The organism is Streptomyces sp. NPDC056948, from assembly GCF_042674225.1.
Taxonomy (GTDB): domain Bacteria; phylum Actinomycetota; class Actinomycetes; order Streptomycetales; family Streptomycetaceae; genus Streptomyces; species Streptomyces purpurascens.
Genome location: NZ_JBHUQX010000313.1, coordinates 1 through 11538 on the forward strand (window position 1 = coordinate 1; position 11538 = coordinate 11538).

Here is an 11538-nt window from a genome sequence, read left to right on the forward strand (position 1 = left end):
GGCCACCGCCCACGGCAGACTGAGCGACGAACGGCGGGAGGTCGCCGACTCCCTGATCACCGTCGTCCATGAACTCGAAGTGCTGCACGACCACGACCTGGTCATAGAAGCGGTCGCCGAGGACGAGGCCCTCAAGGTCGACGTCTTCACCCGCCTCGACTCCGTGATCACCGGCGAGCGCACCATCCTGGCGACCAACACCTCCTCCATCCCGGTCATCAGGCTCGCCGCCGCGACGACCCGGCCCGACCGGGTCGTCGGGGTGCACTTCTTCAACCCCGTGCCGGTCCTGCGCCTCGTCGAGCTCGTGCCGTCGCTGCTCACGTCGCCCGACACGGCCGCACGGGCCGAGGAGTTCGTGACCGGCGCCCTCGGCAAGGAGGTGGTCCGGACCCGGGACAAGGCCGGGTTCGTCGTCAACGCGCTGCTTGTGCCGTATCTGCTGGCCGCGATCCGCATGGTGGAGTCGGGCAGCGCGACCGTCGAGGACGTCGACCGGGGCATGGTCCTCGGCTGCGCGCATCCGCTCGGCCCGCTGGCCCTGACGGACCTGATCGGCCTCGACACCACGCGCGCCATCGCCGAGTCGCTGTACGCCGAGTTCCGCGAGCCCCAGTACTCTCCGCCCCCGTTGCTGTCCCGGATGGTGGAGGCCGGTCTGCTGGGGCGGAAGTCCGGGCGGGGCTTCCACACGTACGACGAAGAGCCGCGGCATGAGGCCCCGGTACCGGCGAGGCGTGCGTGAGGGAAGATGGTCATGGCCCACGACCACCGAACGAGGGGAGCCGCAGGGTGTCCACCAAGGTGCGCACGGCAGACACGCGCGAGCGCATCCTGACCGCGGCGTGCGAGGTCATCGCCGACATCGGCTTCGAGAAGATCCGCATGCGCATGGTCGCCGAGCGCGCCGGAGTGTCGACGGCGCTGCTCCACTACCACTTCGACACACGCGAGAAGCTGTTCACCGAGGCGATGACCCACTCCTTCGCCCACACGGCCGTCGACCTCGAACGGGACGCGGAAACGGCTTCGGCGGCGGTCATCCTGGCCCGCATCCTGCGCAACCTGCTGCCGACCGATCCCCAGCTCCACCAGGACTGGCGGCTCTGGCAGGAACTGTGGGTCAGGGCGCTGCGCGACGAGGCCACCCGGGTCTTCGCCGTGGACCTGTACGCGCAGTTGCACGCCTGGGTGGGGGACGCGGTACGGCGCGGTATCGACTCCGGCGAGTTCACGCCGACCGACGTCGACGACCTCAGCACGCTCGTGCTGTCCCTGAGCGACGGCTACGGCATCCGCCTCATGCTGCGCGACCCGACGGTCACCCTCGACACGGCGCTCACCTCCGTCTGGCGTCATGTCTCCACCGCACTCGGCCTGCCGGACACCGTCCCGACGGAGTGAATCCCCACCGGCTGTCACAGACCCGGACGCCGCCCTGTCTCTCTGGTGAGTCAGCCAACCAGCGAACGGAGACAGTGATGAAGATCGTGGTCGTCGGCGGTACGGGCCTCATCGGCTCGCAGGTGGTCGCGCTGCTGCGCGACAGGGGGCACGAGGCCGTGGCCGCCGCCCCCTCCACGGGCGTCGACACCCTCACCGGCGAGGGCCTGGCCGAGGTCCTCAAGGGCGCGGACGTGGTCGTGGATGTATCGAACTCGCCGTCCTTCGACACCGAGCCGGCCCTGGACTTCTTCACCCGCTCGGCGCGGAACCTGTTCGCCGCCGAGAAGGAGGCGGGCGTGCGGCACCATGTCGGACTGTCCATCGTCGGCGTCGACCAGGTGCCCGGCTACGGCTACTACGAGGCCAAGGCCGCCCAGGAGAACGCCGTGCGCGGCAGCGGCGTGCCCTACAGCATCGTGCGCGCCACCCAGTTCTTCGAGTTCATCGCTCCGGTGATGGACATGTCCACCGAGGGCGGGAAGGTGCGTTTGCCTTCCCTGCGACTGCGTCCGATCGCCTCCGCCGAGGTCGCCGCCGCCGTCGCCGAGGCGGCACAGGGCGAACCGTCGAACGGTGTCCGCGACATCGCCGGCCCCGAGACACACGGCCTGGACCGGCTCGGTGAGCTCACCCTCGCGGCGAAGCCGGACGGCCGGACCCTCGTCACGGACGACACCGCCGGTCTGTTCGCGGGCATGCCCGACGTGCTCACCGGCGACGGGACCGCGCACGTCGCGGCCACCCGCTACGAGGAGTGGCTCAAACAGCAGTGAGGCCAGGAGGCTATGGGCGGCCGGTGAGCCTGCGCGCCGACCGCTCGTACGCCCTCAGCTTGTCCGGCGTCAGGACCCAGTAGAGCCCGTCGATGCCGTCCGGCCCCACGGTGGCGCTCACCAGGGCGACGGCGACCCCGTCCCGGGCGAGCAGCAGACTGGGCTGTCCATTGGCCTGGACTGTGCCGTAGTCGGCCCCGGGGAAGAACTTCTGGGCGAAGGCCGTCACCCTGGCCACACGCCCGGCCCCCACGATCTCCAGCCGCGCCACGCCACGCATGCCGTTGCCGTCCGCGTAGGCGACCACGTCGGCCGACAGTACGGTCTCCAGCGCGGCCACGTCACCGTGTCGCGCGGCGGCCACGAAGGCGTCGAACAGGCGCCGGTGCTGAGCTGTGTCGACCGGTTCCCGGCGCTCGGCGGACAGCCGCTTGCGGGCCCGGCTGACGATCTGCCGCGTGTTGGCCTGGCTCAGCTCCAGCATGCCCGCGATCTCGTCGTACGCGTAGTCGAACGCCTCGCGCAGCACGTACGCCGCCCGCTCCACGGGATTCAGCCGCTCCAGGACCAGCAGCACGGCCAGTTCCAGCGCCTCGCCGCGCTCCGCGCCGACCTGCGGGTCGACGCTCGTGTCCACGGGCTCGGGCAGCCACGGCCCGACGTAGGCCTCGCGGCGCACCCGCGCCGACCGGGCCACGTTGATCGCCAGACGGGTGGTGATCTTCGCCAGAAACGCCCCGTGATCGAGCACCGCGCTCCGGTCGGCGCCCTGCCAGCGCAGCCACACGTCCTGCACCACGTCCTCGGCCTCGGACACGCTGCCCAGGACGCGGTAGGCGATACCGAACAGCCGCGGACGCAAGCGCTCGAAGGCGTCCGCGGCCGCGTCCAGCGCGTCGTCGGGGGGCTGCCGCTGGTCCATGCTGCCGATGCCTCCGGGGTCGACCGTCGTGTCTCCGACAGTCCGACAGTACGTTCCCCGAAGTGCTCGGATGCGTTCCTAGTCCTCGTAACGGGGCGTCCACTGCGCCTGCGCGACCGCCTTGCGCAGCTCCTCCTCCGTCGCCTGCGGGGCCACCCCGTCCTCGACGGCGGCGAGGGCCGCGGCCAGGGCGATCTCGCGGGCGGAGTCCCGCATCCCGGTCAGGGGCGGCAGCAGCGGCACGGGCCCGTCCTCGCCGTCCGCCGCCCGCACCGCGCACTCGGCGACGGCACGCGCGGCGGCCACGAGCATGCGGTCGGTGACGCGGGTGGCGCGGCTCGCGGTCACCGCGAGCCCCATGGCCGGGAAGACGTACACGTTGTTCGACTGCGCCACCGGCACCTCGTGCCCGTCCACCGTCAGCGGCGGGAAGGGCGAGCCGGTGGCGATCAGGGCCCGGCCGTCGGTCCACCGGGTGAGGTCGGCGGGCTCCGCCTCGGAGTGGGAGGTGGGGTTGGAGAGCGGGAAGACGACGGGCCGCTCGCAGGTCGAGGCCATCTGCCGCACGATCTCCTCGGTGAACGCGCCATGAGCCGTCGACAGCCCGATGAGCGCCGTCGGCTCGACGCGGCGCACCACCTCGGCGAGCCCGGTGCCGTCCCAGTCGGCCACCTCGCTGTCGTCGCGCGCGAACCTCCGCTGCTGCGGCGTCAGTTCGCCACGGGAGCGCACCAGCAGGCCGTCGACGTCGAGGATCCAGAACCGTGCCGTGGCCTCGTCCTCCGGCAGCCCCTCGTCGACCATGGCCGTGCGGATCATGTCGGCGACGCCGATGGCCGCCGACCCCGCGCCCAGGATCACCAGTCGCTGCTCGGGCAGCGGGGTGCCGGCCACGTCCGCCGCGGTGGACAGGGCGCCGAGCGCGACGGCCGCGGTGCCCTGGATGTCGTCGTTGAACGTGAGCAGCCGGTCGCGGTAGCGGGCGAGGATCGGGTGGGCGTGGGCGGTGGCGAAGTCCTCCCACTGGAGCAGCGTGCCGGGCAGCTCCGCCTCGACCGCCGACACGAAGGACTCGATCATCTCGTCGTACTGGGCGCCGGTCAGCCTGCGGTCACGCCGGCCCAGATAGCGCGGGTTGTCCAGCAGGGCCTCGTTGTCCGTGCCGACGTCCAGCAGGATCGGCAGCGTACGGGCGGGGTGGATGCCGCCGATCGCCGTGTACAGGCTCAGCTTGCCGATCGGGATGCCCATGCCGCCGACGCCCTGGTCGCCCAGTCCCAGGATGCGCTGTCCGTCGGTGACGACGATGACGTCCACGTCGTGGTCCGGGTACGGGCGGTTGCGCAGGATGTCCCGGAAGCGGTGCCGGTCCTCCCAGCTCAGGAACAGCCCGCGCGGCCGTCGGTAGATCTCGCTGAAACGCTGACAGGCCTCACCCACCGTCGGCGTGTAGACGACGGGCAGCAGCTCCTCCAGGTACTCGGTGACCAGACGGTAGAAGAGCACCTCGTTGGTGTCCTGCAACTGCCGCAGATAGATGTGCCGGTTGAGGGGCTTGTCGTAGCCGTGGAACGCCTCGTAGGCGCGGGCGACCTGCTCGTCCAGGGTCTCCACGGCAGGCGGCAGCAGGCCGTCGAGCCCCAGCTCCGCGCGCTCTCGCCGGCTGAAGGCGGTGCCCTTGTTGACCAGCGGGTCGGCCAGGGTCGTGACGCCGGGGCTGGTGGTCGTGCGGGGGTGGTGATGTGTGGGCTGGTCCATGAGGTGACGACTTCCCCACCCCGAACGGCCCAACCGAATGGGCCGGAGGAGGCGGGGGTGGATGAGCGGTGTGACCGTGGTGGAAGGGATGCGCGTGCACACACGGACGAGGAGGCGCGATGGCGGAGGGACTGGTCGAGGGCGGCAGGGCGCGCCCTGCCACGACGGGCTCGGCGGAACAGCCGCCGGAACGGTCCCGGGGCGTCTTCGAACAGTTGAGCGCCGTCGCCGACGCCGTCCTCTACGAGGGCTACCTCCTCTACCCCTACCGCCGGTCCTCGGCCAAGAACCGCGTCCGATGGCAGTTCGGGGTGCTGTTCCCCCGGGACTGGGTGGAGTCGGACGGCCCCGTCGTCCCCGGCGTTTCGGGCTCCGCCGACTCCTGGTACCAGCAGACCGAGTGCCTGCTGCGGATCCGGCGGCCCGGCGACGCCTCCGTCCGTGTGCGGGTCCGTTACCTCCAGGCGCAGCGCAAGCAGGTGGAGGACACCGGCCACCGGCCCGTCGCGTCGCTGCGCACCGACGACGGCACGATGCATCTGACCTTCGACGAGGCGGTACCGCGCGAGTGCGAGCTAGTGGTCCCCCTCGACGAGCTCCTCGACACGGGACGCACCGCTCCCGTGGGCGCGGCGGCCGGCGTGGACCTCGAGCCGCTGCCCGCGGGCGCCGGGCGGGTGGCACGGCACCGCGACGAGGTACGGGCCGACACCACCGTCACCGCCGAGCGCCTCACCGACGACCTCTGCCGGCTTCGGGTCCGCACGGCCAACACCGGGCCCGCACCGGAAGGACGGGCCGCGCGTGACGAGGCACTGCGCCGGGCCCTCATCGCCACCCACACCCTCATCGGCGGCGACGGCGTGGAGTTCGTCTCGCTGATCGACCCGCCGTCGGAGCTGGCGGCACCCGCGCGCTCGTGCCGCAACGAGTTCACCTTCCCGGTCCTCGGCGGCGCGGCCGAGGATGCCGGGCACCTCCTGCTGTCCGCGCCGATCATCCTGCCCGACCACCCCCAGGTCGCCCCCGAGAGCCCGGGCGACCTGCACGACGCCGCGGAGATCGACGAGATCCTCACCCTGCGCACGATGCTGCTGACCGACGAGGAGAAGCGCGAAGCGCGGGCCACCGACCCCAGGGCGGCCGCGATCCTCGACCGGGTCGACACCATGCCGCAGGAGGTCTTCGAACGACTCCACGGCGCCGTCCGCTCCCTGGCACCGGTCGCCCCGGCGACCGCTCAGGCAACCGCCGAACGCCCCGCCTGGTGGCAGGAGGGCGGCGACGACGGTCTCTCCCCGACCACCGACACCGTGCTCGTCGACGGCGTGCCCCTCGGCGGCGGCAGCCGTGTCCGGCTCCGTCCCCGCGGACGGGGCGCCGACGCCCAGGACATGTTCCTGGCCGGCCGGACCGCCGAGGTCGCCGCCGTCTTCCACGACGTGGACGGCAGCGTGCACCTCGCCGTCACCCTCGAAGACGACCCCGCGTCCGAACTGCACACCTGGTACGGCCGCTTCCACTACTTCCGGCCCGACGAGCTCGAACCGCTCGAGCCCGCCGGAACCCCGGACGAGCCGTCGGCACCGGCTCCCGCCGCGGCACCAGCCCGGCACACGACCGACTCCGAGACCCCCGCAGCGGAGGCCGAGTGACATGACAACGAACAGCAGTACAGCCGAGGTCAGCAAGGAACCCGATCGCGCCGAGGACCGTCAGGGCTTCGACGAGATCACCATCCTCTGGATCTCCGAGGGCATGAGCTGCGACGGCGACACCGTGTCGCTGACCGCCGCCGACCAGCCCTCCATCGAGGACCTGGTGCTCGGCCTGATCCCGGGCCTGCCCAAGGTGAACCTGGTCAACAAGGTGCTCTCCCCGAGCCTGGGCGGCGAGGACTTCCTCGCTCCCTACCGGGCCGCCGTCCGCGGCGACCTCGCCCCGTTCATCCTCGTCATCGAGGGCTCGGTCCCCAACCAGAACATCATCGAGGGCGAGGGCTACTGGACGTCCTTCGGCAACGACCCGGAGACCGGCGAGCCGCAGCCCCTGAACTGGTGGATCGACCACCTGGCCCCCAAGGCCTGGGCGGTGGTGGCCGCCGGCACCTGCGCCACCTTCGGCGGCATCCACGCCATGTCCGGCAACCCCACCGGCTGCATGGGCCTCGCCGACTACCTGGGCTGGGACTACACCTCCCAGGGCGGGCTGCCCATCGTCAACGTGCCCGGCTGCCCGATCCAGCCCGAGAACTTCATGGAGACCCTGGTCTGGGTCCTCTACCACGCGGCCGGATCCGCACCCCCGCCGCCGCTGGACCACATGCTGCGCCCGCAGTGGCTGTTCGGGAAGACGGTCCACGAGGGCTGCGACCGCGGCTCGTACTACGAGCAGGCCAGCTTCGCCAAGGACTACAACTCGCCCAAGTGCCTCGTCAAAACGGGCTGTTGGGGTCCGGTCGTCAACTGCAACGTGCCCAAGCGCGGCTGGATGGCCGGCATCGGCGGCTGCCCGAACGTCGGCGGCATCTGCATCGGGTGCACGATGCCCGGCTTCCCCGACGCGTTCATGCCGTTCATGGACGAGCCCCCGGGCGGAACCCTGTCGTCCCTGGCCATCAAGCCCTACGGGGCCGTCATCCGCCGACTGCGCGGCGTGACGAACGAACTGGTCAACCACGAGCCCAGGTGGCGCCACAACAAGCGCAAGCTGACCAGCGGCTACGACCCGCACTGGCGGTCCTCATGACGCCCGGCGCGCACATGGGCGCGCACCTCACCACCACCCACCGGAACACCGACAGCGAGGGGCAGCACCGCCGATGACCACCACCGAGGCCCGGCCCACGGAGCGCAAGCCGCCACAACTCGTGGACATGTCCTGGGATCCGATCACCCGGATCATCGGGAACCTGGGTATCTACACGAAGATCGACTTCGCCAACCGGGAAGTCGTGGAATGCCACAGCACCTCGTCGCTCTTCCGCGGCTACTCGGTGTTCATGAAGGGCAAGGACCCGCGTGACGCGGGCTTCATCACGTCCCGGATCTGCGGCATCTGCGGCGACAACCACACCACCTGCTCCGACTACGCCCAGCAGATGGCGTACGGCGTCAAGCCGCCCCCGCTCGCCGAGCACATCGTCAACCTCGGCGAAGCGGCGGAGTACATGTTCGACCACACGATCTTCCAGGACAACCTGGTGTTCGTGGACTTCTGCGAGGCGATGGTCAAGGCCACCAACCCCGGCCTGCTGGCCCGCGCCGAACGCACCGACGCGCCCCGCGGCGAGATCCACGGCTACCGCACCATCGCCGACATCATGAAGGCCTTCAACCCCTTCGAGGGCGAGGTCTACAAGGAGGCCCTGAAGGTCAGCCGGGTCACCCGCGAGATGTTCTGCCTGATGGAGGGGCGGCACGTCCACCCGTCCACGCTGTACCCGGGCGGTGTCGGCACGATGCCGCAGCCGACCGCCTTCACCGACTACCTCAGCCGGCTCATGCGGGTCATCGACTTCGTGAAGAAGTCCGTCGCCATGAACGACGACGTCTTCGACTTCTTCTACGAGGCCCTGCCGGGCTACGAGGAGGTCGGCCGCCGCCGTGTCCTGCTGGGCTGCTGGGGCGCCTTCCAGAACCCCCAGACCGTCGACTACCGCTACGAGACGATGAACTCCTGGGGCAAGGACATGTACGTCACCCCCGGCATCATCGTCGACGGCGAGCTGGTCACCAACAACCTCGTCGACATCAACCTCGGCCTGCGCATCATGCTGGGCAGCTCGTACTACGAGGACTGGGTCAACGAATCGCCCTTCGTCACGCACGACCCGCTCGGCAACCCCGTCGACATGCGCCACCCGTGGAACCAGACCACCGTCCCGGTGCCGCAGAAGCGCGACTTCGACGGCAAGTACAGCTGGGTGATGAGCCCGCGCTGGTACGACAAGCGGACCGACGCGCACCTCGCCCTCGACACCGGCGGCGGCCCGCTCGCCCGGCTGTGGTCGACCGCGCTGAGCGGCATCGTCGACACCCCGTACGTCAAGTCCACCGGCCACAGCGTGCGCATCTCGCTGCCCAAGGGCGAGTCGCTGCCGGAGACCACCCTGGAGTGGCGCATCCCCAAGTGGAGCAACACCATCGAACGCGACCGCGCCCGGCCGTACTTCGTCGCCTACGCGGCCGCCATGGCCCTGCAGTTCCTGGAAGAGGCCATGGGGATGGTGCGCGCGGGCGAGACCAAGGTGTTCGAGAACTACGAGGTGCCCGACGAGGCGATCGGCTGCGGCTTCCACGAGGCCGTACGCGGCGTCCTCTCCCACCACCTGGTGATCAAGGACAAGAAGATCGCCAACTACCACCCGTACCCGCCCACCCCGTGGAACGCCAGCCCCCGCGATATGTACGGCACCCCCGGTCCGTACGAGGACGCCGTCCAGGGCCAGCCCATCTTCGAGGAGAACGGGCCGGACGACTTCAAGGGCGTCGACATCATGCGCACCGTCCGCAGCTTCGACCCCTGTCTGCCGTGCGGTGTGCACATGTACGTCGGCAAGGGCAAGACGCTGACCACCCTGCACTCGCCGACGTACGGGGCGAACCATGGCTGAGGCCGCCGGAGCGCGGCTGGCCGACCCGGACGTCGAGGCCCGGCTCGCCCGGCTCGACGACCTGCTGGCAGGCCTCGAGTCCGCGCCCGGCCCCACCACCCGCTCCGCCACCGAGGCGGTCGCGCTCCTGACCGAGGTCTACGGCGAGGCACTGGCCCGCGTCATGGACCACGCGGACGGGCCGCTGGCCGGGAACCTGGCCGGCGACGAGTTGCTGGGCCATCTGCTGGTCCTGCACGACATCCACCCCGAGCCCGCCGAGCGCCGGGCGGCCCGCGCGGTCGAGCGGCTGCGGCCCGCCGTCCAGGAGCGCGGCGGCGACGTGGAGTGGGCCGGGGTGGAGGGGCAGGTCGCCCGGGTGCGCCTGACGGCGGGCGGCGGGTGCGGCTCCGGTTGCGGTGGCGGAGGCTCCGAGGTCACCGACGCGGTCCGCGCGGCGGTCCTCGCCGTGGCTCCCGAGCTGACGGCGGTGGAACCACTGCCGAGCACGCCGGCCCCCGCGTTCGTACCGCTGACCACGCTGACGACCCGGGACGCCCGGTGACCACCGACGGGGCACTGGCCCGCCTCATCCGCTCCTCGGCCGACCGCACGGCGGCGGCCGCGGAGGAGGTGTGCGACCTGTGCGCCGCGCCGCTCGCCGACGAGCACGCCCATCTCCACGACGCCGGGCAGGAGGAGGTGCGCTGCGCCTGCCGGCCCTGCTCGGTGCTGTTCGCCGAGGCCGGGGCGGGGGACGGCCAGTACCGGCTCGTGCCCCGGCGCCGTATCCGGCTGCCGCATGTCGACACGGCGGTACTGGGCGTACCGGTCGGTCTGGTCTTCTTCGTGCCCCGGGCGGACGGCACCGTCACCGCGCAGGGCCCGAGCCCGGCGGGGGCCATGCGGTGGGAGGTGGACGCGGCGGCCTGGCGGGAACTGGCCGGCACGGTTCCACAGCTCGCCACCGTGGAACCCGAGGTGGAGGCCCTGCTGGTGAACACCGTCCACGGTCTCGATCACCACTGGATCGTGCCGGTCGACGACTGCTACCGGATGGTCGCCGTCGTACGCCGGGAGTGGCGCGGCCTGTCCGGCGGCGGCCGGGTCTGGCCGGTCGTCGAGCGGTTCTTCGAGGACCTCACCGAGCGGCCATGAGCACGCACTCCGCAGGTCGGAGGCGAGGAAGGAGAGCACCCCATGGGCAGCATCAGAGTGGGCCGGCCCCAGGCGAGGCCCGACACCCCCGGGCACGTCGCCGGCATGCACCAGGGCAACAAGGGACGGTACGCGGAGCAGAAGGGGCACCACGAGGACGGCACCGCCGACGCGCGCCGCTCCACGGGGATCCACTGGAAGCGGCATGACGCCCTCGTGGAGGGCATGCCGAACATCTCGCCGGGATGAGAGCCGGTCTCGGACAGAGCAGGGAGTCGCCGCAATGAAGGTCAAACGAGTACGCAGACCCGTCGCGCGCAGGCGAGGCGGGTTGAGCGGACAGCGGGTGCTGAAGGCCGAGGCCGTCCTGGTGGGCGGTGTGGCTCTGGCGCTGGTGTGCTGGGAGTGGCCCAGCCTGAGGCGGGAGGCGCGGATCTGGCGGATGGCCGGCGGTTTCCGCGCGGGCAACCGGTATCCGTGATCCGGCCGTGCACGAACTGTCGATCGCGACCGCGATCATCGAGCGGGCCGACGAGCTGGCCCGGGCGGACGGGACGGACGCCGTCTCGACCGTGACCGTCCGGGTCGGCGAGCTGGCGGGCGTCGTCCCCGACGCCCTCGGTTTCGCCTTCGAGGTGGCCCGCGACGGCACCGCCCTCGCCGGGGCCAGGCTCGTGGTCGAGCAGATCCCCGGGCAGGCCTGGTGCGGCCCGTGCGCCGAGGAGTTCCCGGTGGGCATGCCCCCGTTCTTCTGGTGCCCGCGCTGCGACCAGCCCTCCAACGATCTGCGCAGCGGCCGGGAGCTGGAGATCACGGGCATCGAGCCGTCACCGGCCTCCGCATAGCGTGAGTGGGCCCCGCCGGCACCATCGGCGGGGCCCACACGC

13 protein-coding genes are annotated in these 11538 nt (G+C 71.4%); 11 read left to right on the plus strand and 2 right to left on the minus strand.

All coding sequences use genetic code 11. The annotated features are described in order from the left end of the window. From ACFTZL_RS31790 to ACFTZL_RS31800, 3 genes are all read left to right on the plus strand, one after another. Positions 1-745, plus strand: a 745-nt coding sequence (locus tag ACFTZL_RS31790; protein ID WP_382589677.1) for a 3-hydroxybutyryl-CoA dehydrogenase, incomplete at its 5' end; no start/stop codon positions are given. 47 nt (positions 746-792) lie between these two features. After that, positions 793-1404: a TetR/AcrR family transcriptional regulator gene (locus ACFTZL_RS31795; RefSeq protein ID WP_382589679.1), complete on the plus strand. Its 612-nt coding sequence runs from the start codon at positions 793-795 to the stop codon at positions 1402-1404. Positions 1405-1481: 77 nt separating this feature from the next. Further along, positions 1482-2219 (plus strand): SDR family oxidoreductase, encoded by a 738-nt coding sequence (locus ACFTZL_RS31800; protein WP_382589682.1) that lies wholly within the window; start codon positions 1482-1484, stop codon positions 2217-2219. A 10-nt stretch (positions 2220-2229) separates the two neighbouring features. On the opposite strand, the gene sigJ is transcribed toward ACFTZL_RS31800, so the two are convergent. Continuing rightward, positions 2230-3141: an RNA polymerase sigma factor SigJ gene (gene sigJ, locus ACFTZL_RS31805; RefSeq protein WP_382589685.1), complete on the minus strand. Its 912-nt coding sequence runs from the start codon at positions 3139-3141 to the stop codon at positions 2230-2232. Positions 3142-3219: 78 nt separating this feature from the next. Beyond that, the gene (locus ACFTZL_RS31810) at positions 3220-4899 is read right to left on the minus strand and encodes an NAD-dependent malic enzyme (RefSeq protein WP_382589688.1); all 1680 of its coding nucleotides are present in this window, start codon (positions 4897-4899) and stop codon (positions 3220-3222) included. A 119-nt stretch (positions 4900-5018) separates the two neighbouring features. On the opposite strand from ACFTZL_RS31810, the gene ACFTZL_RS31815 reads away from it, so the two are divergent. From ACFTZL_RS31815 to hypA, 8 genes are all read left to right on the plus strand, one after another. Further along, the gene (locus ACFTZL_RS31815; protein WP_382589691.1) at positions 5019-6554 is read left to right on the plus strand and encodes a hypothetical protein; all 1536 of its coding nucleotides are present in this window, start codon (positions 5019-5021) and stop codon (positions 6552-6554) included. 1 nt (position 6555) lies between these two features. After that, positions 6556-7647, plus strand: a complete 1092-nt coding sequence (locus tag ACFTZL_RS31820; protein ID WP_382589694.1) for a hydrogenase expression protein HypE — start codon at positions 6556-6558, stop codon at positions 7645-7647. A gap of 73 nt (positions 7648-7720) precedes the next feature. Further along, the gene (locus ACFTZL_RS31825; RefSeq protein WP_382589697.1) at positions 7721-9514 is read left to right on the plus strand and encodes a nickel-dependent hydrogenase large subunit; all 1794 of its coding nucleotides are present in this window, start codon (positions 7721-7723) and stop codon (positions 9512-9514) included. Continuing rightward, complete coding sequence (locus ACFTZL_RS31830; protein WP_382589700.1) at positions 9507-10058, plus strand: NifU family protein; 552 nt, start codon at positions 9507-9509, stop codon at positions 10056-10058. The genes ACFTZL_RS31825 and ACFTZL_RS31830 overlap by 8 nt, the downstream gene beginning before the upstream one ends. Further along, positions 10055-10651 carry a DUF5947 family protein gene (locus ACFTZL_RS31835; RefSeq protein WP_382589703.1) on the plus strand — a complete coding sequence of 199 codons (597 nt, stop codon included), beginning with the start codon at positions 10055-10057 and terminating at the stop codon, positions 10649-10651. Before ACFTZL_RS31830 ends, ACFTZL_RS31835 begins: the two co-directional genes overlap by 4 nt. A gap of 42 nt (positions 10652-10693) precedes the next feature. After that, entirely contained in the window at positions 10694-10900 is a 207-nt protein-coding gene (locus ACFTZL_RS31840) for a hypothetical protein (RefSeq protein ID WP_382589706.1), read from the plus strand. Between the two features lie 34 nt (positions 10901-10934). After that, positions 10935-11132 (plus strand): hypothetical protein, encoded by a 198-nt coding sequence (locus tag ACFTZL_RS31845; RefSeq protein WP_382589709.1) that lies wholly within the window; start codon positions 10935-10937, stop codon positions 11130-11132. A gap of 7 nt (positions 11133-11139) precedes the next feature. Then, entirely contained in the window at positions 11140-11496 is a 357-nt protein-coding gene (gene hypA, locus ACFTZL_RS31850; RefSeq protein WP_382488247.1) for a hydrogenase maturation nickel metallochaperone HypA, read from the plus strand. Positions 11497-11538 lie beyond the last annotated feature (42 nt).